Source organism: Nonomuraea sp. NPDC049758 (genome assembly GCF_040674635.1).
GTDB lineage: Bacteria > Actinomycetota > Actinomycetes > Streptosporangiales > Streptosporangiaceae > Nonomuraea.
Genome location: NZ_JBFAMZ010000001.1, coordinates 275383 through 300442, shown reverse-complemented (window position 1 = coordinate 300442; position 25060 = coordinate 275383). Strand labels below are relative to the sequence as shown.

Below are 25060 nucleotides of genomic sequence, written 5' to 3'. Positions count from 1 at the left end.
CCCTTTCGCATGCCAGGGCGCCGGGGTGGGGTTAACCCCACCCGTGGATCGGACGTCTGCTCCATTCACCCCGTCCGCGGCGCCGGGCAGGCTGGGGGCATGCGATCGGTGAGGCTGAAGGACAGGGTGCCGTTCGGGCCGAAGGGGCCGTTAGGGGTGCTGGTTGACCCGATGACCTGGCGGGCGGCCCCGTACCTGCTGGTCAGCGCGGGGTTCGGGATGGCCTGGTTCGTCGTGGTGACCCTGGCCACGACGGTGGCGGTGCCGCTGGTGGTCGTCTGGGTGGGGCTGCCGCTGACGATGGCGACCGTGCTGATGTGGCGCGGCGGGGCGATGCTGGAGCGGCGGCTGATGGGGGCGGCGTTCGGGGTGCGGATCGCCGACCCGTACCGGAGCAGGCCCGAGGGCGGGCTGCTTGCGCACCTCACCTGGCTGCTGGGCGACAAGGCCACCTGGCAGGACCTCGGCTACCTCCTCATGCTCCTGCCGCTGGGCCTGGTCGAGTCCGCGTTGTCGCTGGCCCTGTGGACGGCGACGGCGACGCTGCTCCTCGCGCCCCTGGCCCGCGTCCTGTACGTCCTGAGCGACGGGCGCACCGGCCTGATCATCGACGACTGGGCGGGCGTGCTGGTCGCGGGCGCGGCCGGCGTGGTGCTGCTCGTCGTGACGGCCTATCTCGTACGGGGCATCGCCTGGCTGCACGGCACCCTGGCCACGGTGCTGCTCGGCGGCAGCGAGGAGGAGCGGCTGCGGGCCAGCCGGGCCAGGGGGATCGACGCCGCCGAGGCCGAACGCCGCAGGATCGAGCGCGACCTGCACGACGGCGCGCAGCAGCGGCTGCTGTCGGTGGCGGTGGACCTCGGACGGGCGCAGGCCAAGTTCGACGCCGAGCCGGAGGAGGCCAGGGCGCTGATCGTCCAGGCCCACGCGGGCACGAAGGCGGCCATCGCCGAGCTGCGCGACCTGGCCCGCGGCATCCACCCGGCCATCCTCACCGACCGCGGGCTCGACGCGGCGCTGTCGGGGCTGGCCGCGCGGGCCCCGGTGCACGTGGACGTCTCCGTCGAACTGACCGAACGACCGCCCGCCGCGGTGGAGAGCATCGCGTACTTCATCGTCGCCGAGGCCCTGACCAACCTCGCCAAGCACTCGGGCGCGACGGAGGCGTCGGTGGCGGTGTTCGAGGGCGACCGCGGCGTGGTCGTGGACGTGTGGGACAACGGCATCGGCGGCGCCGTCGTCACGCCGGACGGCGGGCTGTCGGGCCTGGCCGACCGGGCGGCGACCATCGACGGCGTGCTCGTGCTGCACAGCCCCGTCGGGGGGCCGACGATCGTGCGTGCGGAGCTGCCCTGCGAATGGTAGGCATGTGCACATGCGCGTGGTCATCGCCGAGGATTCCGTACTGTTGCGCGAGGGGCTGGCGCGGTTGCTCGCCGACGGCGGTTTCGAGACCGTCGCGGCGGTCTCCGACGGGCCCGCGCTGGTGGCCGCCGTCCACGAACACGAGCCCGACCTGGCGATCGTCGACGTGCGCATGCCGCCCACCCACACCGACGAAGGGCTGAAGGCGGCGCTGAGGGTCCGCGAGGCCAGGCCCGACTTCCCGATCCTGGTCCTGTCCCAGTACGTCGAGGAGCGCTACGCGGGCGAGCTGATCGGCAAGGCCGTCGGCTACCTGCTGAAGGAGCGGGTGGCCGACGTGGCCGAGTTCATGGAGGCGGTGCGCGAGGTCGCGGCGGGCGGCACGGTGATCGATCCGGAGGTCGTCGTGCAACTGCTCAGCCGCAGGCGCAGGGGCGCGCCGCTCGACCTGCTCTCCCCCCGGGAGCGCGAGGTCCTGGCCCTGATGGCCGAGGGCCGCTCCAACACCGCGATCGCCTCCAGGCTGGTCGTCACCGAAGGGGCGGTGGAGAAACACGTGTCCGGCATCTTCGCCAAGCTGGCCCTCGGGCCCGCGCCCGAGGACCATCGGCGGGTTCTCGCCGTCCTGACGTATCTGGGTCGCTGATACGGCCTGCACCCGGGGTTGGGGATGCGGGCCGTACCCGCTACCTCACGTCCACGAACTCCTGCGGCGACAGGGAGGTGCGCGTCTTGCTCGTGCCGGGCACCTTGACCTGGAAGTAGCCGTCCTTCTTGCCCTTGAAGGTCTTGCTGTACTTGCCGGTCGAGGTCGCCTTGGCGTACCCCATGAACTTGTACGTCTTGGTGCCCTTGGCCTTGAAGTACACCTCGACGATCTTGTTCTTGTACGCCTTGGTGCCGCGGTAGACCTTGCCGTAGACCTTGAACGCCCGGCCCTTGGTGACCTTGTTCGGGGCCGAGATCGTCACCCTGGTCTTGGCCTTCTTGGACGCGCCGCCGGTCGGGGCGACGACCGAGAACGACGCCTCGCCCTTGAGCGTCTGGCCGCTGCGGGTGGCGTACACCTCCAGGGTCCAGGCGCCCTCGGTGGTGTCGTCGGTGAAGTACGTGACGCCGCGGTAGTAGCTGTCCGACTCCTTGGCCAGCTCACCGAGGTCGTAGTACTCGCTGGTGGTGTCGCTGACGAGCTTGGCCGAGACCGTGCCCGCGTCCTTCACCGACGCCTCGACCGTGACCTTGGTGTCCCTGCCCTTGACGAGCTGGACGGGGTCGGGGGTGACGTTCGCGCCGGAGATGCCCTGCTTGCCGGAGACCTTGACGGTGAAGGTGCTCGGGCTGCTTCCCCCGCCCGAGCGGGCGACGTTGACGGTGAGCTTCCAGTCGCCCGCCGGGTCGTCCTTGGTGATCGTCCACTTGCCGGTGATCGTCTTGTCGGGAGCCGGCGACGGGGTGGCGGTCGGGGTGGAGGTGGAGGTGGAGGTGCTCGGCGTGAAGTCGAACGACACCGTCTTGGCCGACTTGCCGGGCGGCTCGATGGACCCGGTCACGCCGGTGACGGTGTCCGGGTTCTTGAGCTTGAGCGTGACGGTGGCGTCGACGTCCTTCTCCAGCGGGACGTACGCGCTCGCCGACGCGTCGCCCGCGAAGTCGTCCGCCAGCGCGTACGCCGAGGCCGACGCGCCGGTGGCCGAGAGACCGGCGCCTCCGAGGAGAACGGCGGCCCCCGTGGCGGCCGCGAGGAGCAGCCGCACCCTTCTCTTCATCAGTTGGGTGATCCTTTGGCTAAGTCCCATTTGTGGGAAAAGTGATGGTTTGTGCGAGGGAGCCTAGTGTGGCGCGTGCGGCCGCGTCATGAAGATCGCGGGAATGCCCCATGGCCTGGGCAGGTTGCACGATCTGGCACACTGGTAGCTGACCATTTTGCGGTTCCGGTTCACGCCACGCGTGAAGGCGACCCGGCGGCCGCAGCCCGAAAGGACAGCCATGAAGCCCGACATCCACCCCGATTACCACGTGACGCAGGTCTCCTGCTCCTGCGGCAACACGTTCACGACCCGCAGCACCGCGAAGAACGGCGTCATCCACGCCGACGTGTGCTCGGCCTGCCACCCGTTCTACACGGGCAAGCAGAAGATCCTCGACACCGGCGGCCGGGTGGCTCGCTTCGAGAAGCGCTTCGGCAAGAAGGCCACGGGCAAGTAGCTTCACCGACGCCGACCCGGCCGCACCACGTGCGCCGGGTCGGCGTTGTTGGTGAAACGGCATTCAAACCACTGAAGGACCCACGGTGAACCTCGACGAGTTGCTCAAGGAGTATTCCGAGCTGGAGCTGCAGCTTGCCGACCCCGCCGTGCACGCCGACCAGAACAAGGCCCGCACACTCGGCCGGCGCTACAGCCAGCTCACCCCGATCGTCAGCACCTACCGGGAGCTCGACACGGCCCGCGAGGACCTGACGGCGGCCAAGGAACTGGCCGGTGAGGACGACGGGTTCGCGGCCGAGGCGGCCGAGATCGAGGAGCGCATCCCTCAGCTTGAGGAGAAGCTCAAGCACCTGCTCATCCCGCGCGACCCCAACGATGACAAAGACATCATCATGGAGATCAAGGCGGGCGAGGGCGGCGAGGAGTCCGCGCTGTTCGCCGGCGACCTGCTGCGGATGTACCTGCGCTACGCCGAGCGCCTCGGCTGGAAGACCGAGATCATCGACACCCAGCCCTCCGACCTCGGCGGCTACAAGGACGTCACGGTCGGCATCAAGGCCAAGGGCGACGAGGGCGTGTGGTCCAGGCTCAAGTTCGAGGGCGGCGTCCACCGCGTGCAGCGGGTGCCCGTCACCGAGTCCCAGGGCCGCATCCACACCAGTGCCGCGGGCGTGCTGGTCTACCCGGAGGCGGAGGAGGTCGACGTCCAGATCGACCCCAACGACCTGCGCATCGACGTCTACCGCTCCAGCGGTCCCGGTGGCCAGAGCGTCAACACGACCGACTCGGCCGTGCGCATCACCCACCTGCCCACGGGCGTGGTCGTCTCCTGCCAGAACGAGAAGAGCCAGCTCCAGAACAAGGAGTCGGCGATGCGCATCCTGCGTGCCCGCCTGCTGGCCGTGGCCCAGGAGCAGGCCGACGCCGCGGCGCAGGCCGAGCGCAAGTCGCAGGTCCGCACGGTCGACCGTTCCGAGCGCATCCGCACGTACAACTTTCCCGAGAACCGGATTTCCGACCACCGCGTAGGCTTCAAGGCGTATAACCTCGACCAGGTTCTCGACGGCGAGCTCAACGCCGTCACCCAGGCACTCATCGACGCCGAGATGGCGGAGAAGCTCGCACAACACTCATGACATTTCTGCTGGACGAGATCGCTCTGGCCACCGCCCGGCTCGCCGAGGCAGGTGTGCCTTCGCCGCGCACCGACGCGGAGGAGATCGCGGCGTTCGTCCACGGCGTGCGCAGGAGCGAGCTCCACACGGTCAAGGACTCCGACTTCGACGCGCTGTTCTGGGAGGGCATCGCCCGGCGCGAGGCGCGTGAGCCGCTGCAGCACATCACCGGCCACGCCTACTTCCGCTACCTGGAGCTCGCGGTCGGCCCCGGCGTGTTCGTGCCGCGGCCGGAGACCGAGGTCATGGCCGGGTGGGCGATCGAGACCCTGCGCGCCATGGACGTGACGGCGCCCCTCGTCGTCGACCTCGGCACCGGCTCGGGGGCCATCGCGCTGTCGATCGCCCAGGAGGTCGCGCTCGCCGAGGTGCACGCCGTCGAGGTCGACCCCGCGGCCTACACCTGGGCCAAGCGCAACATCTCCGAGCTGGGCCAGGGGCGTACGCACCTGCACCCGGAAGACCTCGCCGAAGCCCTTCCCGAGCTCAACGGCAAGGTCGACCTGGTGATCTCCAACCCGCCGTACATCCCGCCCGGCGCCATCCCGCGCGACCCCGAGGTCCGCGACTACGACCCCTCCCGGGCCCTTTACGGCTCTGGCGACGACGGCCTCGGCGAGGTGCGCGCGGTCGAACGCACCGCCCGCCGCCTGCTGCGTCCCGGCGGCTGGGTGGCCGTCGAACACGCCGACGAGCAGGGCAGGGCCGTCTATCTGACCTTCCCGGAGGACAACGGCTGGCGCGACGTCCGCCTGCGCCAGGACCTCACCCGAAGGGACCGCTTCGTCACGGCCAGACTCGGCCAGGACTAGGATGCACGCCGTGGGAAGACGCTTTGACTGCTCCGACCTCGACCAGCGCGCCGAGGGCCTGATCGAGGCCGCCACCGCCGTGCGCCGCGGCGAGCTGGTCGTGCTGCCGACCGACACCGTCTACGGCATCGGCGCCGACGCGTTCATGCCGCCGGCCGTCACCGCGCTGCTCGACGCCAAGGGGCGCGGCCGCGACATGCCGCCGCCCGTGCTCGTGGGCACCGTCCGAGCCGCCACAGCGCTCGTGGACGACCTCGGGCCCTACGGGCAGGATCTCATCGACGCCTTCTGGCCCGGGCCGCTCACGCTGGTCTGCAGGGCCAACAGGGCCCTTTCCTGGGACCTGGGCGACACCAAGGGCACGGTCGCCGTCCGCATGCCGCTCCACCCGGTCGCCCTCGACCTGCTCAAGGAGACCGGCCCGATGGCCGTCTCCAGCGCCAACCGCTCCGGCGCCCCCGCGGCGACGACGGCGGAGGAGGCCGAGGAGCAGCTCGGCGACTCGGTCGCGGTCTACCTCGACGGCGGCAAGACCACCGACAACACGCCCTCGACCATCCTCGACCTCACCACGGCGGTGCCCCGGATGTTGCGCCGCGGCGCGATCCCCGTCGAGAAGCTGCGCGGCATCATCGGCTACGTCGCCACCGACGACTGACGTATACCGTCTTTGCATCCCGGCTGCGGCGACGCCACGGCCGCGATTACCGTGAGTCCCGGAACGGCGACACGTCCGGGAGTGGCCCATGGGCAAGTTCGACGGCATGGATCCGCAGCTGGTCCGTGACCTGCTGGCCGAGGTCAAGCACGCGTCCTCGGCGCTGCGCACGGCCGAGGACCAGGTCAGGGCGGTGCTGAGCCGTGCCGGGCTGTCCGCGCGGAGCACCCACCGTCCGGTCCAGGTGGCCGACTCCGCCGATCACATGGTCAAGGACGTCAACGCGCGGCTGGCCGTCCTGGAGAAGCGCGCCGACGGGAAGCTGGGCGACACGTCGAAGACGGGCGGCGGCGGCACGGCCGACGAGCCCAAGGAGTCGCCCGGCAGCCGCGACGACAAGTACGGCAACCCCCGCGCCGACGACCCGCCCAAGCACACCGACCCCGCTCACCCCGCCGACCCGAAGCCCACCCACCCCTCCACCCCGAAGGACCACGACCCGAAACCCACCGACCCACCCCCGAAAACCCCCGACCCCAAGCCAACGGACCCACCTGCGTCGAGGGACCACGACCCCAAGCCGACGGACCCGCCTGCGTCGAGGGACCACGACCCCAAGCCGACGGACCCCCCGACGCAGAAGGACCCTGACAGCAAGACCGGCGACGACGGTGCCAAGGCCGACGGTGACGGGAAGGCGTGCGACGACGCCGACAAGGACACCGGGACCAGCGGAAACGACACCAGGACCGACGACCGGACCGGTGATCGGAGCGGTGACCGCACAGACGGCAGCACCGGCGACACCCCGGCCGCCGACGACCCCAAGGCACCCGACCAGGACAGCAGACGCGACCGGGGAGCGGAAACTGACACCGGCACGGCCAACGTCCCGGCGAAGGACCAGCCGGACGACCCGCACAAGCCCCAGGTCGTGGTGGTCGACGGCGTGAAGGTCCTCCAGGTCCCCATCGACCCGCCCACGGCCGAACAACTGGAATCCCTGCTCAAGAACGTCGACAACGTGCAGCCCGCCGACATGCCGACCGTGCACGCCGACGGAGGTGCGGCGACGGCGGGCGGAGGCGAAGGGCTGTCGGTGCCGACAGGAGAGGGCGGCACGGACCCCTCGACGGCCACCTCAGGCAGCACCCCCGGCCACCACCCCGGCACCACAACCGCCACCGGCCACCCGTACGGCACCGCAACTGCCACCGGCCACCCGTACGGCACTGCAAACGCCACCGGTCACCCCTACGGCACGTCAGAAGGCACGGGCGCACACTTCGGCACCGCAGGCGACACGACCTCTCACAACGGCACCCAAGGCGATGCGGCCACCCACTCCGGCACCACCGGAGACGCCTACCGCGGCACCACCGGGGACACAGGCGCCCACCAGGGCACCCCAGGGGACGCGGGCCACGCCCATGGCACCCACGCCGACGGCACCTCCTCCACCCCGACCCGCCCCGACACCACCACAGGCACCGCCACCCAGCCCATCGGCGACACCGGCCGGGCCGACGGCGCAAATGGCCACACGGACACCGGCACAGACCGGGCCGACGGCTCCAGCGGCGGCGCGAACAGCGACACCGGCCGCTCCGACGGCGGCACCACGGACACCGGCCGCCCTGACGACACCGCCTGCGCCGACGACAAGGCCACGAACGGCACCCGCACTGACGCGGACACCGCCAACGGCAGCCGCGACGCCGGCAGCGGTGCCGGCGGCAACTCCGACGGTGGGCGCGCCGGCGTGGGGGCCGGTGGTGGTGCGGCGGATGCCGGGCGGGCTCATGGGGGGGCGGCGGACGCTGGTCGGGCCGGTGCGGATGGTGGAGCGGCTGGGCGGGGTGACGGGTCCGCTGGGGTGCGGATTCCGCCTACGGCGCCTGGGGGAGGGGCGGCCGTATCTGCTGGAGGAGACGTATCGGCGGGAGGGGACGCATCTGCTGGCGATACAGGGCGGCATGGCGCGGCTGCTTACGGCGGCGGGGGGCATGGGGTCGGGAGTCATGGTGATGGTGGGGCACAGGGCTTGGATGGCGGGGGTGTCGGTGGGAAGTGGGTGAGTGAGGGGGACGGGGTTGTGGCTGTGGATGTGTCCGCGGCCGGGCCGGAGGCGATCAGGACTTTGATCGACGACGTCCGCGACATTCAGCCGCTCGACATGCCATCCGTGGAGGTTCCGTCCGGTGAGTACGGCGAGGGTGACTGGACGCCCAGGGACATCAGGCCGGACGGTCCATCGGGTGAGGCCGATCCCGGGACGTCGGGAAGGAGCGTGTGATGTACGTCGACCCGCCCGCCCCCAGGCCCAGGAGCAGGGACGAGATGCCACCCGTCACCGCCGCGGGCCCGCTGGACAACCAGCCGCTGGCCTACGAGTTCAACCCCGACTACGAACGTCTCGTCACCGCCTGGAACACCGTCATGCCCATGCTGGAGAAGCTCAGCACGGCCCTCGACAAGGCGTACGCGCTGGCCAAGAGCCCGCAGACGTGGGACGCGCCGGTCGGCGATCGTTATGTGCAGGACATCCGGGAATGGCGGTCGAAGCTGGCTCTCTACCGTCACGCCGTGCTCACCGCGATCAGCGACCAGGCCGACGACACCCCGAGGTGGATCCCCAGCCAGACCGGCGCACCACACGCCTTCCCCTGACCTCCGCCTTCCCCGGCGCTTCACGGTTCGTGAGGTTCGCGCTCTCGGAGCTTCGCGGTCGCCGCACTCCGTCCTTCGCAGGTGAACGCGCTCATGGCTCCTGACCGACACGGCCCCCATGCCCTCGCAAGCGACTGCCCTCGCAGCGCGGTTATCTGGGCAAAACGGACATGCGGTCGTACAGTGGAGAAATGGGTGGGGAGCCGTACTACGGGCCCGACTTCGGGCGGTTGCGGCGGCAGGATCCGGAGCTGGCGCAGGTGCTGCTCGACGAGCTCGAACGCGAACGCACCGGCATCCAGCTGATCGCCGGCGAGAACTTCACCTCCCCCGCGGTCATGGCCGCCCTGGGCTCCACCCTCACCAACAAGTACGCCGAGGGCTACCCCGGCAGGCGCTACTACGGCGGCTGCGAGGTCGTCGACCGGGCCGAACGGCTGGCCGTGGAGCGGGCGTGCAGGCTGTTCGGGGCCGAGCACGCCAACGTCCAGCCGCATTCCGGCGCGAGCGCCAACCTGGCCGCCTACGCCGCCCTGCTCCAGCCCGGCGACACCATGCTCGCCATGGCGCTCCCGCACGGCGGCCACCTCACGCACGGCTCGAAGGCGAACTTCTCGGGACGATGGTTCGACGTCGCCTCCTACGGCGTGCGGCGCGACACCGAGCTCATCGACTACGACGAGGTGCGCGACCTGGCGCTGCGACGCCGGCCCAAGGTCATCGTGTGCGGCGCGACGGCGTACCCGAGGCTGATCGACTTCTCGGTCTTCCGCGGCATCGCCGACGAGGTGGGCGCGTGGTTGCTGGCCGACGTGGCGCACCCGATCGGGCTGATGGCGGGCGGGGTGATCCCGTCGGCGGTGCCGTACGCGGACGTCGTGACGATGACCACGCACAAGGTGCTGCGCGGGCCGCGCGGCGGCGCGATCCTGTGCACGGAGGAGCTGGCCGCCAAGATCGACCGGGCGGTGTTCCCGTTCGTGCAGGGCGGGCCGCTGATGCACGCGGTGGCGGCCAAGGCGGTGGCGTTCGGTGAGGCGCTGCGGCCGGAGTTCGCCGAGTACGCGGGCCGCGTCGTCGCCAACGCCCGCACGCTCGCCGGCGCGCTGGACGGGGCGGGCATGCGTCCGGTCACCGGCGGCACCGACACCCACCTGACCCTGATCGACCTGCGTGAGCTGGGCGTCTCGGGCGCCGAGGCCGAACGGCGCTGCGCGGCCGCCGGCATCACGCTCAACCGCAACGTCATCCCCTACGATCCGGAGCCGGCGGCCGTCACCTCCGGGATCCGGGTGGGCACGGCGTGCGTGACCACGCAGGGCATGGGCCCGCGGGAGATGGAAGAGGTGGGAAGTCTGCTGTCGATGTCCGTGCGCGACCCGGCCGTAGCACCCGAGGTCAGGGAAAGAGTGGCGGCGCTTCTCGCCATCCATCAGCCATATCTCAGCGAATATTAAGCTGGTCTGTGTCGGTTTCCGGTCACAGCTGGCCGGAGCATCCGGGAAACTAGGTCCGTGCGCGAATACCTGTTCATGGCGCTCATCTCGGCAGCGGTGACGTATCTGCTGGTCCCGCTGGTGCGCCGCTTCGCCATCCGCATCGGCGCCATGCCCGAGGTTCGCGAGCGCGACGTGCACACCACGCCGACGCCGAGACTCGGCGGCCTGGCCATGTACGGCGGCCTGGTGGTCGGCCTGCTGGTCGCCAGCCAGCTGAAACACACGGGCGCGGCGCTGTCGGAGTACGACGGCAAAGCCGTCACCGCGTTGATCGTCGCCGGCGGCCTGATCACGCTCACCGGCTTCCTCGACGACTGGTGGGGCATGGACGCCTTCATCAAGCTCGGCGGGCAGATCGCGGCGGCGGGCGTGCTGGTCTACTTCGACCTGCGGCTGCTCTACATCCCGCTGCCGAAGGACTGGGGCGGCTCCACCAGCCTCGACTACACGCTGAGCACGATCATCACCATCATGATCGTGGTGGTCACCATCAACGCCGTGAACTTCGTCGACGGGCTCGACGGGCTCGCGGCCGGCATCGTGTGCATCGCCGCCATGGCCACGTGGGCGTACTCGATCCTGCTGGCCCAGAGCATGAGCGTGGGGAACATCACCACGACGGCGGCCATCGCGGCCGTCCTCATCGGCACGTGCCTGGGTTTCCTGCCGCACAACTTCCATCCGGCCAAGATCTTCATGGGCGACACCGGGGCGATGCTGATCGGGCTGGTGCTCGCCTCCTCGATCGTCACGGTGACACCGCTCGACCCGGCCGCCATCGAGGACATGAACAAGGTCCCGGTGCTGCTGCCGCTGATGCTGCCGGCGGCGGTGCTGGTCCTGCCGCTGATCGACCTGATCACCGCCGTGGTCCGGCGCACGTCCCACGGCATGTCGCCGTTCGCGCCCGACCGCGGTCACCTGCACCACCGGCTGCTGGACATCGGCCACTCGCACCGCCGCTCGGTGCTGATCATGTACGCGTGGGCGTTCCTGTTCGCCTTCGGCCTGGTGGCGATGTCCCGCGAGGGCGTGCCGGTGCTGCTGTTCGTCGTGGTCATCGTGCTGGCGCTGGCGGTGCTCGTCCTGATGGCGGCGCCCCGGTGGCGGGGGAGGGGCGGCGCGCACGCCGCCCCGCGTGACAAGCAGCCCGACGACGACGGGCCGCCCACCGGCCCGATGCCGCCGATCGGCCCGGACACCCAGGTCAGGCGGCAGATGCCGCCGCAGGGCGGCCCCTCGGCGCAGGAACGCGCGAGCGCCGAGAGCAAACCGGTCATTCCTGCATTTCCGAGCCGTCCGTGATCGGGAACTAGAAACGGCAGGTAAAAGCGGTCTTCCGTGAGCTTGTGATATCTTTCACGAGCAGGGACCTCCAGACGCACATGTTCTGGAGGTAGCAAACGCTCGCTTGACAACATGCTGATGGAGCACCGATGCAGGCCAACGACGTGCGCGTACTCAAGAGCGCCGCTGTTCCGACCTTCGCGGTCGGGGTGGTCGCGGTCATCGTGGCGTTCCTCCTGGCGGGCGGCAAGGGAGCGCTCGGCGCGGCCCTCGGCACCTTGCTCGTCGGGGTTTTCTTCAGCATCAGCGTGGTAGCGGTCTCCTATGCCGCACGCGTCTCCCCGCAGATGATGGCGATCGCGGCGATGGTCAGCTACCTCGTCAAAGTCGTCGCCATCATGGTGGTGCTGTCCGCCTTCCGTGAGACCACCGCCTGGAACACCCAGGCCTTCGCGTGGTCCGTGGTCGGATGCACGCTCGTCTGGACCGGATTCGAGGTCCGCGCGTTCATGAAGACCAAGATGCTCTACGTCGACCCCGAAGCCTCGGTCCCCGGAAAGGGCGACTCATGAGGCAGGTAAAGGGATGGGGTCCGATATGACTAGTCCTCCACTCGCCTGCTATCGTCGGGGCCGCGATGAGCGCACAGGAACGCCGGCCGGAACACGACGGTCGCGACTTCTCCGATGCCATGTGGTCAGTCCCCAGCTATCTGCTCGCCGGGATGGCGGTCTATGGCGGTCTCGGGTGGTTGCTGGACCGGTGGCTCGACATGTCCGCGTTCTTCCCCATAGGCGTGGTCCTTGGGGTCGTGCTCGGCGGCTACGCGGTCTACCGGAAGTTCGGTCGCTAACCCGACGCAGCGATCGCCTCGCTGAGGAAACCCTTGTGATCCACTACGACGTTGAAGGGAACGCCGCGTGATTGCGCTGACGGTCCTCGCCCCCGAAGACAACTTCCGGGCGCCATCGCCCGATGAGCTGTTCAATTCGTTCACGCCGATCATCCCCGGGGTGACCTGGTTCACCAAGCCGGTGCTGCTGGCGATGCTCAGCGCGCTCGTGGTGATCGCCGTGTGCTGGGTGGCCTTCGCCAAGCCGAAGCTCGTGCCGAGGGGCACCCAGAACGTCGTCGAGTACGGCTACATGTTCGTCCGTGACCAGATCGCCCGGCCGTTCCTCGGCAAGGACGCCGATCGGTGGATGGGCCTGCTGGTCACGCTCTTCTTCCTGGTCCTGTTCTGGAACATCCTCGGCGTGATCCCGCTCGCGCAGTTCCCGGTCGCCTCGCACATCGCGTTCCCGGCCGTGCTCGCGCTCTCGATCTACGCGATCAAGGTCTACCTGGGCGTCAAGCACCAGGGCGGCATCGGTTACTTCAAGAACATGATGTTCCCGCCCGGCCTGCCCAAGCCGATCTACTTCCTTCTGGCGCCGATCGAGTTCCTGTCGAACATGATCATCGCGCCGTTCACGCACGCTGTCCGACTGTTCGCGAACATGTTCGCCGGTCACATGCTGCTCGCGTTCTTCAGCATGGTCGGCTTCTGGTTCCTGTTCGAGAAGCTGACGCCCTTGGGCGCACCCGTCGGCGTGGTGGGCGTGATCATGACGATCATCCTGACCGGGTTCGAGATGTTCATCCAGTTCCTGCAGGCCTTCCTGTTCGCAATGCTGGCGTCGATGTACATCGGCGGCGCGCTGCACCCGGATCACTGAGAACCACATACCGGAATATCCATGACCGGTGGGACTCCCTTCACCGGCCGTCCAGTAAAGGAAATAGCAATGAGCGTTCTCGCTGAGGTCTCCGGCAACGTCACCGCCATCGGTTACGGTCTCGCCGCCATCGGCCCCGGCATCGGCGTCGGCATCATCTTCGGTCAGGGCGTGCAGGCCATCGCGCGTCAGCCCGAGGCTTACGGCCTGATCCGCCAGAACATGCTCCTCGGCTTCGTCCTCACCGAGGCCCTCGCCCTGATCGGTCTGGTCGCGCCGTTCATCTTCGCGGGCATCTAGGACCAGAAGAATTCTGACGAAAGGCTGCACCCATGATTAAGGCAGCTACGCTCCTCGCGCAGGAAGAAGGGGCGAACCCGCTCCTTCCGCACACGTTCGAGCTCGTCGTCGGTATCTTCTCGTTCCTCGTCGTCCTCCTCGTCGTCGGCAAGATTCTCGTTCCGCGCATCCAGAAGACTCTGGCCGAGCGGACCGACGCGATCGAGGGTGGCATCAAGAGGGCTGAGGAGGCCCAGGCCGAGGCGCAGAACCTCCAGCGGCAGTACGCGCAGCAGCTCGAGGAGGCCCGCCGCGAGGCCGGCCGGCTCCGTGAAGAGGCTCGTGAGCAGGCCGCGCAGATCAAGGCGGAGCTCCGCGAGGAGGCGCAGGCCGAGGCCCGTCGTCTCGTCGAGGCCGCGCACGCCCAGATCGAGGCCGACCGCGCCGCCGCGTTCGCGCAGCTCCGCACGGAGATCGGCCGTCTGTCCACCGAGCTGGCCGGCCGCATCGTCGGCGAGTCCCTCGAGGACGAGGTCCGCCAGAGCCGGATCGTGGACAGGTTCCTCGACGAGCTTGAGAGCAGCAACGCGCAGGCGGTGCGCTAATGCGAGGTCTGAGCAGGACCTCGTTGGCAGAGGTCGAGGAGCGCTTCAACGCGGTCGCGGGCAGCGCCGACCTCGGCGCGCTCTCCGACGAGTTGTTCGCCGTCGCGGATCTGCTCGACCGCGAGCACGGCCTGCGCCGCGCGCTGTCCGACCCGGCCAGGGCCGCCGAGCAGAAGGCGGGCACCGTCCGCGCCCTGCTCGGCGGCAAGGTCTCCGAGGCGGCCCTCGCCACGACCGAGGCCGCGGTCTCGGTCCGGTGGTCGCGCGCGGGTGACCTGGCCGACTCGCTCGAACGGCTCGGCGTCGTCGCCGCCGCCGCCGAGGCGGAGGGCCAGTCCAGGCTCGACGACGTCGAGGACGAGCTCTTCCGCTTCGGCCGTATCGTCGCCGCCAACCCCGACCTCCGACGCGCGCTCGCCGACGCGGCCGCGCCCGCGGAGGGCAAGCGGCAGCTGCTGAGCGACCTGCTCGGCGGCAAGGTGGCCCCCACCAGCCAGCGCCTGATCACGCAGCTGGCGGTGCACCCGCGAGGGCGTAGCCTGGAAGTGGGCTTGGAGGAGTTCGGCCAGCTCGTGGCCCAGCAGCGCCAGCGCCTGGTGGCGGTCGTGCGCAGCGCGGTCGAGCTGTCCGACGCGCAGAAGCAGCGACTGGCCGACTGGCTGCGCACCTCCTACGGTCGTGACGTGCACCTGAACGTCGAGGTGGACAAGCGAGTGCTCGGTGGGTTCTCGGTCCGCATCGGCGACGAGATGATCGACACCACGATCGTGGGACGAATTGAAGAAGTCCGCCGCCGGTTGGCCGGCTGAGGCGCAGTGAGCGCCGAATGAATAGGGAGACAGAGTAGAGATGGCGGAGCTTACGATCCGGCCGGACGAGATCCGGGACGCGCTTGAGCGCTTCGTCCAGGCGTACGAACCGGAAGGCGCCGCGCGCGAGGAGATCGGGACCGTCGTCGACGCCGGCGACGGCATTGCCCATGTCTCCGGCCTTCCCTCGGCGATGGCGAACGAGCTGCTCGAGTTCGAGGACGGCACGCGCGGCCTGGCCCTGAACCTCGACCCCCGAGAGATCGGCGTCGTGGTCCTGGGCGACTTCAGCCACATCGAGGAGGGCCAGACGGTCCGCCGGACGGGCGAGGTCCTGTCCGTGCCCGTCGGCGACAACTTCCTCGGCCGCGTGGTCGACCCGCTCGGCAACCCCCTCGACGGCAAGGGCGCGATCGAGTCCGAGGGCCTGCGCGCCCTCGAACTGCAGGCCCCCTCGGTCGTCCAGCGGCAGCCGGTGAAGCAGCCGCTGCAGACCGGCATCAAGGCGATCGACGCCATGACGCCGATCGGCCGCGGCCAGCGCCAGCTGATCATCGGTGACCGTGGCACGGGCAAGACGGCCGTCGCCGTGGACACGATCATCAACCAGCGCGACAACTGGCTCTCGGGCGACCCCGAGAAGCAGGTGCGCTGCGTCTACGTCGCGGTCGGCCAGAAGGGCTCGACGATCGCCCAGGTGCGTTCCCGCCTCGAAGAGGCCGGCGCCCTGGAGTACACCACGATCGTCGCCGCCCCGGCCTCCGACCCGGCCGGTTACAAGTACATCTCCCCGTACACCGGTTCGGCCATCGGCCAGCACTGGATGTACCAGGGCAAGCACGTCCTCATCATCTTCGACGACCTCACCAAGCAGGCCGACGCCTACCGCGCCGTCTCGCTGCTGCTTCGCCGCCCGCCGGGCCGCGAGGCGTTCCCCGGTGACGTCTTCTACCTCCACTCCCGCCTGCTGGAGCGCTGCGCCAAGCTCTCCAGTGACATGGGCGGCGGCTCGATGACCGGTCTTCCGATCATCGAGACGAAGGGCAACGACGTGTCGGCGTTCATCCCGACCAACGTCATCTCCATCACCGACGGCCAGTGCTTCCTGGAGACCGACTACTTCAACGCCGGTATCCGTCCCGCCATCAACGTCGGTATCTCGGTCTCCCGAGTCGGTGGCTCGGCGCAGATCAAGGCGATGCGCAAGGTGGCCGGCACGCTGCGTCTGTCGCTGTCGCAGTACCGCGACCTGGAGGCCTTCGCGGCCTTCGCCTCCGACCTGGACGCGGCCTCCCGCGCCCAGCTGGAGCGCGGTCAGCGCCTGACCGAGCTGCTCATCCAGCCGCAGTACTCGCCGTTCCCCGTGGAGCGCCAGGTCGTGTCGGTGTGGGCGGGCACGACGGGTGAGCTCGACGAGGTTCCGGTCGAGGACATCCGCCGCTTCGAGCAGGAGTTCCTCGACTACCTGCAGAGCAGCCACAAGGGCATCTTCGACAGCATCCGCGAGACCAACGAGCTGTCGGACGACGCGGTGACCAGCCTCAAGGACGCCGTCACGGAGTTCAAGAAGGGCTTCACCACCTCCTCGGGCGAGCTCCTGGTCAAGGACGAGCCGGTGGCGCCGCTCGAAGCCGGCGAGGTCGGCCAGGAGAAGATCAAGAAGGTCGTCCGTCCGGCGACGGAGAAGTAGCTCATGGGTGCCCAGCTAAGGCTGCTGCGGCGGCGGATCAAGTCGGTCAAGTCGACCGCCAAGATCACGCGTGCCCAGGAGCTCATCGCCTCCTCGCGGATCGTGAAGGCGCAGATGCGGATGCAGGCGGCGCTGCCGTACGAGCGTGAGATCACTCGCGCCGTCACCGGCGTCGTCAGCAACGCGGCCAGCGTCGACCATCCGTTGACCGTGGCGAAGGAGAACCCCGCCAAGGCGGGCGTCCTCATCGTCACCAGCGACAGCGGGTTCTGTGGCGGCTTCAACGCCAACGTCCTGCGCGAGGCCGAGGCCCTGCGCGGGCTGCTGGAGAGCCGCGGCCTGACGGTGGTGCCGTTCGTCACCGGCCGGAAGGGTGTCACCTGGCACACCTTCCGCAACCGTACGATGGGCGGCCAGTGGGTCGGCTTCTCCAGGAAGCCGGCCTACGCCGACGCCAAGGAGATCGCGCAGACGCTGATCGACTCCTTCAAGGAAGAGGCGGGGATCGACGAGATCCACATCGTCTCGACCGAGTTCGTCTCGATGCTGACCCAGAACGTCGTGGTCAAGCGCGTGCTGCCGCTGGAGGTCGAGGAGACCGAGGCGACGGCCAGCGAGACGATCCCGCCGTACTTCGAGTTCGAGCCCACCGCGGGCGACGTGCTCGAATCGCTGCTGCCGCGCTATGTGGAGTCCCGCATCTTCACGGCGCTGCTGCAGTCGGCTGCTTCGGAGGAGGCCGCGCGCCGCCGCGCCATGAAGTCCGCCACGGACAACGCCAACGAGCTGATCCGCGTGTTCACCATGCAGATGAACCAGGCTCGCCAGGCCGAGATCACCCAGGAAATCAGCGAGATCGTCGGTGGCGCCAACGCGCTGGCTGACGCCGCAGCGGGGAAAGAGTGAAATGACTGCAGAGGCTGTTGAGACTGTTGAGCCCACGTCGGCCGGTGCCGGTCGTGTGGCCAGCGTCAAGGGGCCCGTCGTCGACGTGGAGTTCCCCGTCGAGGCGATGCCCGACATCTACAACGCGCTCAACGTCGAGGTGACCCTCGGCGGCGAGACCAAGACCCTGACCATGGAGGTCGCCCAGCACCTGGGTGACAACCTGGTCCGCGCCATCTCCATGCAGCCCACCGACGGCCTGGTCCGCGGTACGGCCGTCACCGACTCCGGCCACCCGATCTCGGTGCCCGTCGGCGACGTCGTCAAGGGTCACGTGTGGAACGCGCTCGGCGAGGCGCTCGACGTGCCGACCGCGTCGCTCCAGGTCACCGAGAAGTGGGGCATCCACCGGCCGTCCCCGCCCTTCGACCAGCTCGAGTCCCGTACCGAGATGCTGGTCACGGGTATCAAGGTCATCGACCTGCTCACCCCGTACGTGCAGGGTGGCAAGATCGGCCTGTTCGGTGGTGCCGGTGTGGGCAAGACGGTTCTCATCCAGGAGATGATCCGCCGTGTCGCCCGCAACTTCGGTGGCACCTCGGTGTTCGCCGGCGTCGGCGAGCGCACCCGTGAGGGCAACGACCTCTGGCTGGAGATGGAGGAGGCGGACGTCCTCAAGGACACCGCCCTCGTCTTCGGCCAGATGGACGAGCCGCCGGGCACCCGTCTGCGGGTGGCCCTGTCCGCGCTGACGATGGCGGAGTACTTCCGCGACGTGCAGAAGCAGGACGTGCTGCTGTTCATCGACAACATCTTCCGCTTCACGCAGGCGGGCTCGGAGGTCTCCACCCTCCTCGGCCGCATGCCGTCCGCGGTGGGTTACCAGCCGACGCTGGCCGACGAGATGGGTGTGCTCCAGGAGCGCATCACCTCGACGCGCGGTCACTCGATCACCTCCATGCAGGCGATCTACGTGCCCGCCGACGACATCACCGACCCGGCCCCGCACAACGCGTTCGCGCACCTCGACGCGCAGACCGTTCTGTCCCGGCCGATCTCGGAGAAGGGCATCTACCCCGCGGTGGACCCGCTCGACTCCACCTCCCGGATCCTCGACCCGCAGGTCGTGGGCGAGGAGCACTACCGGGTGGCCCAGGAGACCAAGCGGATCCTGCAGAAGTACCGCGAGCTCCAGGACATCATCGCGATCCTCGGTATCGACGAGCTGTCCGAAGAGGACAAGGTCACCGTGCAGCGGGCCCGTCGCATCGAGCGGTTCCTGTCGCACCCGATGTACGCCGCCGAGGCGTTCACCGGCCAGCCGGGCGAGAACGTCCCGCTGGACGAGACGATCGCCTCCTTCAAGGGCCTGTGCGCCGGCGAGTACGACCACCTGCCCGAGCAGGCGTTCTTCATGGTCGGCGGCATCGACCAGGCCGTGGCCAAGGCCAAGGAACTCGAGCGTCGCTGATCGCCCTACGGTAGCGGCACGGGTGGGAGAACCCGTGCCGCTACCTGATCGGAAAGGAACCTGACGAAGTGGCGAAGCTACGCGTAGGGGTTGTCTCACCCGAGCGTGAGATCTGGTCGGGCGAGGCCGACATGGTGATTGCCAAGACCGTTGACGGCGAGATCGGTATTATGCCGCAACACGCACCCGTGCTCGGCGTCCTCGTCGAGGGCGGCGTGCTGCGCGTCAAGCGGGAAGGTGAGCCCGAGCTCGTCGCGGCCGTTCACGGGGGGTTCATCTCCGTGGCCGATGATGAGGTGTCGGTGCTCGCCGAGGTCGCCGAGCTCGGTTCCGAGGTCGACGTCGCGGCCGCCCGAGACGCTCTCGACCGGGCTCAGGCCTCGATCGAGGCCAACCAGGAGGACGCCGACGCGGCGATCGAGGCGAAGCGGGCCAGGGCCCGGCTGCGCGCGGCGGGCGAAGAGGTTTAATACATACAACGGGATTCAGGGGGCGGCCATGGTGGCGACGGTTTCGGTTTTGTTGTTGCTGCTGGTCGCCCTCGTGGTCCTTCGAGGGGTGACGCTCGCCCGTTCGCGCGGCAGCGTACCCTGCCGGCTGAAAGTGGGCAGCCGAGGGTGGCAGAGCGGGGTGGCCCGCTACGCCGACGGTGAGCTCCACTGGATTCCGCTCATGGGCGTCCGACTGAGGCCGCGCCACGCGATCGCGAGGCGCGGCCTCGTCGTTTCCGCCCGGCGTGAGATCGACGGCGGCCTCTACGCCGTCGACTGCAGCGGCACGACGCGCGGGTTGTCGCTGGCGATGAGCGCCGACGCTCTCACCGGCTTCCTCGCCTGGCTGGAGTCGGCGCCGCCCAGCGCGTACCTCGACGTCGCCTAGCGGGTGCCGCCGGGCTTCCAGAGGATCTCGTTGCCGCCGTGGGCGATCCGGCAGGCGATGAAGAGCAGGTCGGAGAGCCTGTTGAGGTATTTGGCGGTCAGCGGGTTGACGTCGTCGTGGGCCTCGAGCGCCGCCCACGTGGTGCGCTCGGCCCGGCGTACGGTCACCCGGGCCAGGTGCAGCGCGGCCGTGGCCGGGTCGCCCCCGGGCAGGATGAAGCTGCGCAGCGGCTGGAGCTCGGCGTTGAGCCGGTCGCACTGCTCCTCCAGCCGGTCGATGTAGGACTGCTCCACCCGCAGCGGCGGGAACTCCGGCTCCTCCACCACCGGTGTGGCCAGGTCGGCCCCCACGTCGAACAGCTCGTTCTGGATGCGCACGAGGAGCGCCACGAGGTCGGCGGACAGGGTGCCGTGGGACAGGGCCAGGCCCAGGCAGGCGTTGGCCTCCTCGACGTCGGCGTAGGCGGCCAGCCGGGTGTCGGTCTTGGCCGCGCGGCTCATGTCGCTCAGGTTCGTGGTGCCGTCGTCGCCCGTACGGGTGTAGATGCGGGAGAGGACGACGGGCTTGTCCTTGTCGGCACGCGTCATGAGCCCAGCGTAATGACAAATGTCATCCGAACGGGACGCGCTTTCCATGTCGCGTCCATGATTTCCACGACTACCAGGGCGAACGCCGCCAAAGCCACAATCTACCCATGACGAGAGAGAGGACCTGATGCTCGAGATCAGCGAGCTGCGCAAGCGCTTCGCGGGCGGTCCCGACAACCCCGGCGGCAAGGTCGCCCTGGACGGGATCAGCTTCACGGTACGTCCGGGCGAGATGTACGGCTTCGTGGGCGCGAACGGTGCGGGCAAGACGACGACGATGCGCATCGTCATGGGCGTGCTCCAGGCCGACTCCGGTTCGGTGCGCTGGCGGGACCGCGCGCTGGGCTACGACGACCGCACGCGGTTCGGTTACATGCCCGAGGAGCGCGGGCTGTACCAGAAGATGCGGGTCGCCGAGCAGATCGAGTACTTCGGCCGGCTGCACGGGCTCGCCCCGGCGGCGGCGAAGAAGGCCGCCGACGAGCTCATCGAGCGGCTGGGGCTGACCGAGCGCAGGAGCGACGCGGTGCAGACGCTGTCGCTGGGCAACCAGCAGCGCGTGCAGCTCGCCGTGGCGCTGGTGCACGACCCCGAGGCACTGGTCCTGGACGAGCCGTTCTCGGGGCTCGACCCTCTCGCCGTGGACGCCCTGGCCGGGGCGCTCCAGGAACGCTGCAGAAGCGGCGTGCCGGTGATCTTCTCCAGTCACCAGCTCGACCTGGTGGAGCGGCTGTGCGACTCGGTGGGCATCGTCTCCGGCGGCCGGATGGTGGCGACGGGCACGGTGGCCGAGCTGCGCGCCGCCGAGGGCGACACGTTGCGGGTGGAGGTCCGCGACCCGGCCCCGGGCTGGGCCGACGGCCTGCCGGGCACGGTGACCGTCCACGGCGACCTGCACACCCTGCGGACGGCCGAGGGCGACGACCAGGAGATCCTGCGCCGCGCCATGAAGGCGGGCCGCGTCGAGCACTTCGGGGTCGAGCAGCCGACCCTCACCGAGATCTTCAAGGAGGCCGTGGCGTGAACGGACTGATGCTGGTCGCCCGCCGCGAGATCGTCACACAGGTGCGCACGAAGACGTTCCTGGTCGGCCTGCTGGTGACCGCCCTGCTGGTGGCGGCCGTCTCCTTCGCGCCGAAGATCATGGGCGGGAACGACTCGTACACGCTGGGCACGGTCAACTCCCAGCAGCTCCCGCTGAAGGCCGCCGCGCCGGACGCAGAGTTCGAGTGGCGCTCCTTCCCCGACGAGGCCGCGGCCAAGAAGGCCGTGCTGGCCGGTGACGTGGACGCGGTGCTGGTCAACGGCGACAAGGTGCTCACCGACGGCGAGATCGACAGCAAGCTCGGCGTGCTCATGCAGAGCACCAACCGGGAGATGCGGCTCGGCGCGGCGGGGGTGACGATCCCGCCGCTGCAGATGGTCTCCGTGGGCGTGGACACCCGCTACCAGGCGGCCAAGACCGGCATCGCCGTGGTGCTGGTGCTCGTGCTGTTCATGCTGCTCATGGGCCAGGTCATGATGGTGGCGATGGGCGTGGTGGAGGAGAAGGGCAGCAGGATCGTGGAGATCCTGCTCGCGGCGGTGCGCCCGTGGCAGCTGCTCGGCGGCAAGATCGTCGGGCTGGGCGTGCTCGGGCTGATCAACCTGCTCACCATCCTCGCCGTCGGCCTGGTCGCCACGTCGGTGTCGGGGTTCGCCGCCGACTTCCCGCCGGGCGTGCCGGGTCTGGTGGTCGCCGTCCTGGTCTGGTTCGTGCTCGGGTACGCGTTCTTCGCCACGCTCGCGGCCGCGTTCGCCTCGCTGGTCTCCCGCCAGGAGGAGGTGAGCAGCGTGATGTCGCCGCTGACCATGCTCATCATGGTCACGTACTTCGTGGCCTTCTACGCCACCAACGATCCCACGGGCACGCTGGCCACGGTGATGTCCTACATCCCGCCGTTCTCCTCGATGATCATGCCGGTCCGGATGGCGGCGGCCGACGTGCCGATGTGGCAGGTGGCGGCGTCCATGGCGGCGATGGCCGTGGCCGTGCTGGCGGTGTTGTCGTTCGGCGCCAAGGTCTACGAGCGGGCGGTGCTGCGCACGGGCGCCCGGCTGAAGCTCGGCGACGTGCTGCGCGCCGGCTAGATGGACGCGATCACGCGGGCGCGGCGGCTGGCCCGCGGGATGCTGAACTCGACGCTCGTGATCATGTGGGTCATCGTGATCACGGCGACGGTGTTCAGCCTCGGCTCGGGGGCGGCCGGCTGGCCGCGCCTGTTGCTCGCGACGATCGCGGCGCTCGCCTTCACCTGGCTCTACGTACGCGTCGTCGCCGCGGTCATGGAGCGCCGGTATCCCACGAGGGAGGTCGTGTGGACCGGCGCTCTGGCGTTCCTGGCGGCGGTGCTCGGCGGGGCCGACCCGATGGGCTGGGGGTTCGTGCCCATGGTCTGGCTGTCCGTGGTGGTGATCGGGCTGCCCGCGCGCCGGGCGCTGGCGCTGGGCGCGGCGACGTGCGCGGCCTGCGTCGGGCTCGGCGTGCTGTCCATGCTGACCGGGACGGGCCTGCTGGCGCCGGACGGTGACTCCTTCCTCGTCTCGCTGCTCGTCATCACCGGCTTCGACGTCTTCTGGGCCGCGGCGCTGCCCGGCACGAACAGGATGTGGGCCTGGATCTGGTCGCTGGCCGTGCAGGCCCACGACGGCCGCGAGGCGCACACCCGGCTGGCGCTGGCCGAGGAGCGGCTGCGCTTCGCCAGGGACCTGCACGACCTCGTCGGTCACCAGCTGTCCGCCATCGCCGTCAAGACCGAGCTGGCCGTACGCCTGGCAGACGCCGACGGCAGGGCCGCCAGGGCCGAGATGGCGGAGGTGAACGCGCTGACCCGCAAGGCCCTGCGCGAGCTGCGCCAGGCCGTGCGCGGCTACCGCGAACTTGACTTGACCGCTGAGCTGAATAGCGTGAAGGGAGTGCTCGAAGCGGCCGGCGTCCGCTGCGAGGTGCGGCTGCCGCACCGCGAGCTGCCCCACGGCGTCGCGCCGGTGTTCGCCTACGCGGTGCGTGAGGCGGTCACGAACGTGCTGAAGCACAGCGCCGCGACCTTCTGCGACATCACCCTGCGGTTCACCGACCAGGAGGCGGAACTGGCGGTGCGCAACGACGGCGTGGCCCGCAGGCAGGCCGACGACCTGGGCAGCGGGCTGACCGGCATGGGCGAGCGGATGGCCGCCGTGGGCGGGCGCCTGACGGCCCGTCCCACCGGCGACGGACAGTTCCTGCTGACGGCTGTCGTGTCACTCCCGATAGATGGGTAGGGGAGCAGAGCGGGGGTTTCGATCCCGGCGACCACACGCCGTGTGCGTGATTGAGGAGGTGGCATGCGCGTCCGGCGCAATCCACGAGGCCAGACTGTGCGGATCGGTGCCCGGCTCGACGCCGGCACGTCGGCCGGCGTGCGTGAGCGGCTGCACGCCGCGCTCGACGCCGGCGAGGGCGACCTCATCCTCGACCTCTCCAAGCTGGAGATGATCGACGCCACCGGGCTCGGGGTGCTGGTCGGGGCGCATCGGCGCGCGATCAGCGTGCAACGCCGCCTCGTTCTTCGGGGGGTGCCCCCGCGGATCATGCGGATCCTGGCGGTGACCCGGCTGAATCGGGTCCTGCACGTCGAGGTTCCCGCGGCCGCGGTGGCCTGAGGTCACATATCGGGGCCGGGCGCCGATCAGCCGTCGCCCGTGCCCTTTCACGAGCCGAATATAGAAGGAATGTAGATTTCGGCTGGCCCGCTATCACGGGCGTGGGCACTCGGAAAGAACTGTGAAAGTGATTATTCTGTGACCCCATCACTGCGGGTAATCGGCGGGTCACGACGGACTGAGGCTGCGGATGAAGATGTGCACCGCCACCTCGACCAGATCGTCGATGGCAGGCTGCTGGTCGGCCAGTATCCATTCGATCAGCAGCTCTTGCAGCGCGCCAATTACGCCAAGTGCCACCAGGCGCCGTTTCAGCGAGCGGGCCTGCGGGAAATCCGCCGATGCCTCCTCCACGAGCCGGGCGAAGGAGTCCACCGCCCGCTGACGCGAGGCTGTCAGGACGTCACCCGACCTGCGCACCTCCAGGTGCATGATGCGGGCCCGCCGCCAGTCGGCGGCGGCGAACTCGATATAGGCGCGAATCCCCGCCTTGACTCTTCCGTCAAGCGTGCCCGGCGCCTCCTGTAACGCTTTGGCCACAACCGCGAGGCTTTCCTCCACGCACCGCTCGTGCAGCGCCTGGAGCAACTCCTCGCGGCCGCCGAAACATTCGTAGAAGGCGCGGTTGGAGATCCGCGCCTCCGAGCACAATCTTTCGATGGTCGTCGCCGCGAAACCTGGTTTCGCGTATAGCGTGTAGGCGGCCGTCATCAGCCGCTCGCGTCTGTCCGCCAGCCTTTGCTCAGCCGACATTCCCCGGTAAGACCGGTTCACATTCCACCC

General features: G+C 69.4%; 28 protein-coding genes. 25 read left to right on the top strand and 3 right to left on the bottom strand.

Annotation, left to right across the window (positions count from 1 at the left end; all coding sequences use genetic code 11):
* Positions 1-99 precede the first annotated feature (99 nt).
* Together AB0J46_RS01430 and AB0J46_RS01425 are read left to right on the top strand one after the other, a co-directional pair.
* Entirely contained in the window at positions 100-1365 is a 1266-nt protein-coding gene (locus AB0J46_RS01430; RefSeq protein ID WP_364324834.1) for a sensor domain-containing protein, read from the top strand.
* A gap of 10 nt (positions 1366-1375) precedes the next feature.
* Positions 1376-2011, top strand: coding sequence for a response regulator transcription factor (locus AB0J46_RS01425; protein ID WP_352320392.1), 636 nt, complete (start codon positions 1376-1378; stop codon positions 2009-2011).
* Positions 2012-2051: 40 nt separating this feature from the next.
* On the opposite strand, the gene AB0J46_RS01420 is transcribed toward AB0J46_RS01425, so the two are convergent.
* Complete coding sequence (locus AB0J46_RS01420) at positions 2052-3131, bottom strand: hypothetical protein (RefSeq protein WP_364324831.1); 1080 nt, start codon at positions 3129-3131, stop codon at positions 2052-2054.
* A 220-nt stretch (positions 3132-3351) separates the two neighbouring features.
* Between AB0J46_RS01420 and rpmE the strand changes: the two genes are divergently transcribed.
* The 19 genes from rpmE (at position 3352) to AB0J46_RS01325 (ending at position 20009) form a co-directional block, all read left to right on the top strand.
* Positions 3352-3570 (top strand): 50S ribosomal protein L31, encoded by a 219-nt coding sequence (gene rpmE, locus AB0J46_RS01415; protein WP_352320396.1) that lies wholly within the window; start codon positions 3352-3354, stop codon positions 3568-3570.
* Between the two features lie 85 nt (positions 3571-3655).
* Positions 3656-4708, top strand: a complete 1053-nt coding sequence (gene prfA, locus AB0J46_RS01410) for a peptide chain release factor 1 (protein ID WP_364324828.1) — start codon at positions 3656-3658, stop codon at positions 4706-4708.
* The gene (prmC, locus tag AB0J46_RS01405; protein ID WP_352320399.1) at positions 4705-5559 is read left to right on the top strand and encodes a peptide chain release factor N(5)-glutamine methyltransferase; all 855 of its coding nucleotides are present in this window, start codon (positions 4705-4707) and stop codon (positions 5557-5559) included. Before prfA ends, prmC begins: the two co-directional genes overlap by 4 nt.
* Before the next feature lie 10 nt (positions 5560-5569).
* Positions 5570-6217, top strand: coding sequence for an L-threonylcarbamoyladenylate synthase (locus AB0J46_RS01400; RefSeq protein ID WP_364324825.1), 648 nt, complete (start codon positions 5570-5572; stop codon positions 6215-6217).
* 88 nt (positions 6218-6305) lie between these two features.
* Positions 6306-8513 carry a hypothetical protein gene (locus AB0J46_RS01395; protein WP_364324822.1) on the top strand — a complete coding sequence of 736 codons (2208 nt, stop codon included), beginning with the start codon at positions 6306-6308 and terminating at the stop codon, positions 8511-8513.
* Positions 8513-8887, top strand: coding sequence for a hypothetical protein (locus AB0J46_RS01390; RefSeq protein WP_352349993.1), 375 nt, complete (start codon positions 8513-8515; stop codon positions 8885-8887). The genes AB0J46_RS01395 and AB0J46_RS01390 overlap by 1 nt, the downstream gene beginning before the upstream one ends.
* A gap of 191 nt (positions 8888-9078) precedes the next feature.
* Positions 9079-10344: a serine hydroxymethyltransferase gene (gene glyA, locus AB0J46_RS01385; protein ID WP_364324819.1), complete on the top strand. Its 1266-nt coding sequence runs from the start codon at positions 9079-9081 to the stop codon at positions 10342-10344.
* A 57-nt stretch (positions 10345-10401) separates the two neighbouring features.
* Positions 10402-11691: an MraY family glycosyltransferase gene (locus tag AB0J46_RS01380; protein ID WP_364324816.1), complete on the top strand. Its 1290-nt coding sequence runs from the start codon at positions 10402-10404 to the stop codon at positions 11689-11691.
* Between the two features lie 131 nt (positions 11692-11822).
* Positions 11823-12245: a hypothetical protein gene (locus tag AB0J46_RS01375; protein WP_352349999.1), complete on the top strand. Its 423-nt coding sequence runs from the start codon at positions 11823-11825 to the stop codon at positions 12243-12245.
* A gap of 65 nt (positions 12246-12310) precedes the next feature.
* The gene (locus tag AB0J46_RS01370) at positions 12311-12526 is read left to right on the top strand and encodes an AtpZ/AtpI family protein (protein ID WP_229824207.1); all 216 of its coding nucleotides are present in this window, start codon (positions 12311-12313) and stop codon (positions 12524-12526) included.
* Between the two features lie 67 nt (positions 12527-12593).
* Positions 12594-13391, top strand: a complete 798-nt coding sequence (gene atpB, locus AB0J46_RS01365) for a F0F1 ATP synthase subunit A (protein WP_352350001.1) — start codon at positions 12594-12596, stop codon at positions 13389-13391.
* A gap of 69 nt (positions 13392-13460) precedes the next feature.
* Positions 13461-13691: an ATP synthase F0 subunit C gene (gene atpE / locus AB0J46_RS01360; RefSeq protein ID WP_188190622.1), complete on the top strand. Its 231-nt coding sequence runs from the start codon at positions 13461-13463 to the stop codon at positions 13689-13691.
* 32 nt (positions 13692-13723) lie between these two features.
* Positions 13724-14275 carry a F0F1 ATP synthase subunit B gene (locus tag AB0J46_RS01355; RefSeq protein ID WP_352320415.1) on the top strand — a complete coding sequence of 184 codons (552 nt, stop codon included), beginning with the start codon at positions 13724-13726 and terminating at the stop codon, positions 14273-14275.
* Positions 14275-15084 carry a F0F1 ATP synthase subunit delta gene (locus AB0J46_RS01350; protein WP_364324810.1) on the top strand — a complete coding sequence of 270 codons (810 nt, stop codon included), beginning with the start codon at positions 14275-14277 and terminating at the stop codon, positions 15082-15084. Before AB0J46_RS01355 ends, AB0J46_RS01350 begins: the two co-directional genes overlap by 1 nt.
* A 40-nt stretch (positions 15085-15124) precedes the next feature.
* The gene (gene atpA, locus AB0J46_RS01345; protein ID WP_364324807.1) at positions 15125-16774 is read left to right on the top strand and encodes a F0F1 ATP synthase subunit alpha; all 1650 of its coding nucleotides are present in this window, start codon (positions 15125-15127) and stop codon (positions 16772-16774) included.
* Positions 16775-16777: 3 nt separating this feature from the next.
* The gene (locus AB0J46_RS01340) at positions 16778-17680 is read left to right on the top strand and encodes a F0F1 ATP synthase subunit gamma (protein ID WP_358283441.1); all 903 of its coding nucleotides are present in this window, start codon (positions 16778-16780) and stop codon (positions 17678-17680) included.
* A gap of 1 nt (position 17681) precedes the next feature.
* A complete protein-coding gene (gene atpD, locus AB0J46_RS01335; protein WP_358283443.1) occupies positions 17682-19130 on the top strand; it encodes a F0F1 ATP synthase subunit beta in 1449 nt (482 codons plus the stop codon).
* Between the two features lie 68 nt (positions 19131-19198).
* Positions 19199-19600, top strand: a complete 402-nt coding sequence (locus AB0J46_RS01330; RefSeq protein WP_080042501.1) for a F0F1 ATP synthase subunit epsilon — start codon at positions 19199-19201, stop codon at positions 19598-19600.
* Positions 19601-19628: 28 nt separating this feature from the next.
* Entirely contained in the window at positions 19629-20009 is a 381-nt protein-coding gene (locus AB0J46_RS01325) for a DUF2550 domain-containing protein (RefSeq protein ID WP_364324803.1), read from the top strand.
* On the opposite strand, the gene AB0J46_RS01320 is transcribed toward AB0J46_RS01325, so the two are convergent.
* Entirely contained in the window at positions 20006-20596 is a 591-nt protein-coding gene (locus tag AB0J46_RS01320; protein WP_364324800.1) for a cob(I)yrinic acid a,c-diamide adenosyltransferase, read from the bottom strand. The two genes, AB0J46_RS01325 and AB0J46_RS01320, sit on opposite strands and share 4 nt — an antisense overlap.
* Positions 20597-20723: 127 nt before the next feature.
* Between AB0J46_RS01320 and AB0J46_RS01315 the strand changes: the two genes are divergently transcribed.
* The 4 genes from AB0J46_RS01315 to AB0J46_RS01300 all read left to right on the top strand — a co-directional run bounded on the left by AB0J46_RS01315 (position 20724) and on the right by AB0J46_RS01300 (position 24277).
* Entirely contained in the window at positions 20724-21620 is an 897-nt protein-coding gene (locus tag AB0J46_RS01315) for an ATP-binding cassette domain-containing protein (protein WP_364324797.1), read from the top strand.
* Positions 21617-22726 (top strand): ABC transporter permease, encoded by a 1110-nt coding sequence (locus AB0J46_RS01310; protein WP_352324280.1) that lies wholly within the window; start codon positions 21617-21619, stop codon positions 22724-22726. The genes AB0J46_RS01315 and AB0J46_RS01310 overlap by 4 nt, the downstream gene beginning before the upstream one ends.
* Positions 22727-23896 (top strand): histidine kinase, encoded by a 1170-nt coding sequence (locus AB0J46_RS01305; protein WP_364324793.1) that lies wholly within the window; start codon positions 22727-22729, stop codon positions 23894-23896. It begins immediately after the preceding gene.
* Positions 23897-23959: 63 nt separating this feature from the next.
* Positions 23960-24277 carry an STAS domain-containing protein gene (locus tag AB0J46_RS01300; protein ID WP_352324282.1) on the top strand — a complete coding sequence of 106 codons (318 nt, stop codon included), beginning with the start codon at positions 23960-23962 and terminating at the stop codon, positions 24275-24277.
* Positions 24278-24445: 168 nt separating this feature from the next.
* Here the strand turns inward: AB0J46_RS01300 and AB0J46_RS01295 are convergent, their stop codons facing one another.
* Positions 24446-24988, bottom strand: a complete 543-nt coding sequence (locus tag AB0J46_RS01295) for a TetR/AcrR family transcriptional regulator (RefSeq protein ID WP_358283455.1) — start codon at positions 24986-24988, stop codon at positions 24446-24448.
* Positions 24989-25060: the final 72 nt, after the last annotated feature.

Bases quoted from the DNA above. Each gene is read 5' to 3' on its own strand.
- AB0J46_RS01300 (WP_352324282.1), top strand. From the start codon at position 23,960: ATGCGCGTCCGGCGCAATCCACGAGGCCAGACTGTGCGGATCGGTGCC.
- atpA (WP_364324807.1), top strand. From the start codon at position 15,125: ATGGCGGAGCTTACGATCCGGCCGGACGAGATCCGGGACGCGCTTGAG.
- AB0J46_RS01315 (WP_364324797.1), top strand. From the start codon at position 20,724: ATGCTCGAGATCAGCGAGCTGCGCAAGCGCTTCGCGGGCGGTCCCGAC.
- AB0J46_RS01305 (WP_364324793.1), top strand. From the start codon at position 22,727: ATGGACGCGATCACGCGGGCGCGGCGGCTGGCCCGCGGGATGCTGAAC.
- AB0J46_RS01390 (WP_352349993.1), top strand. From the start codon at position 8,513: ATGTACGTCGACCCGCCCGCCCCCAGGCCCAGGAGCAGGGACGAGATG.
- atpD (WP_358283443.1), top strand. From the start codon at position 17,682: ATGACTGCAGAGGCTGTTGAGACTGTTGAGCCCACGTCGGCCGGTGCC.
- AB0J46_RS01320 (WP_364324800.1), bottom strand. From the start codon at position 20,596: ATGACGCGTGCCGACAAGGACAAGCCCGTCGTCCTCTCCCGCATCTAC.
- prmC (WP_352320399.1), top strand. From the start codon at position 4,705: ATGACATTTCTGCTGGACGAGATCGCTCTGGCCACCGCCCGGCTCGCC.
- AB0J46_RS01425 (WP_352320392.1), top strand. From the start codon at position 1,376: ATGCGCGTGGTCATCGCCGAGGATTCCGTACTGTTGCGCGAGGGGCTG.
- AB0J46_RS01375 (WP_352349999.1), top strand. From the start codon at position 11,823: ATGCAGGCCAACGACGTGCGCGTACTCAAGAGCGCCGCTGTTCCGACC.
- AB0J46_RS01420 (WP_364324831.1), bottom strand. From the start codon at position 3,131: ATGAAGAGAAGGGTGCGGCTGCTCCTCGCGGCCGCCACGGGGGCCGCC.
- AB0J46_RS01325 (WP_364324803.1), top strand. From the start codon at position 19,629: ATGGTGGCGACGGTTTCGGTTTTGTTGTTGCTGCTGGTCGCCCTCGTG.
- AB0J46_RS01395 (WP_364324822.1), top strand. From the start codon at position 6,306: ATGGGCAAGTTCGACGGCATGGATCCGCAGCTGGTCCGTGACCTGCTG.
- glyA (WP_364324819.1), top strand. From the start codon at position 9,079: ATGGGTGGGGAGCCGTACTACGGGCCCGACTTCGGGCGGTTGCGGCGG.
- AB0J46_RS01340 (WP_358283441.1), top strand. From the start codon at position 16,778: ATGGGTGCCCAGCTAAGGCTGCTGCGGCGGCGGATCAAGTCGGTCAAG.
- AB0J46_RS01350 (WP_364324810.1), top strand. From the start codon at position 14,275: ATGCGAGGTCTGAGCAGGACCTCGTTGGCAGAGGTCGAGGAGCGCTTC.
- AB0J46_RS01430 (WP_364324834.1), top strand. From the start codon at position 100: ATGCGATCGGTGAGGCTGAAGGACAGGGTGCCGTTCGGGCCGAAGGGG.
- AB0J46_RS01370 (WP_229824207.1), top strand. From the start codon at position 12,311: ATGAGCGCACAGGAACGCCGGCCGGAACACGACGGTCGCGACTTCTCC.
- AB0J46_RS01295 (WP_358283455.1), bottom strand. From the start codon at position 24,988: ATGACGGCCGCCTACACGCTATACGCGAAACCAGGTTTCGCGGCGACG.
- rpmE (WP_352320396.1), top strand. From the start codon at position 3,352: ATGAAGCCCGACATCCACCCCGATTACCACGTGACGCAGGTCTCCTGC.
- atpE (WP_188190622.1), top strand. From the start codon at position 13,461: ATGAGCGTTCTCGCTGAGGTCTCCGGCAACGTCACCGCCATCGGTTAC.
- AB0J46_RS01355 (WP_352320415.1), top strand. From the start codon at position 13,724: ATGATTAAGGCAGCTACGCTCCTCGCGCAGGAAGAAGGGGCGAACCCG.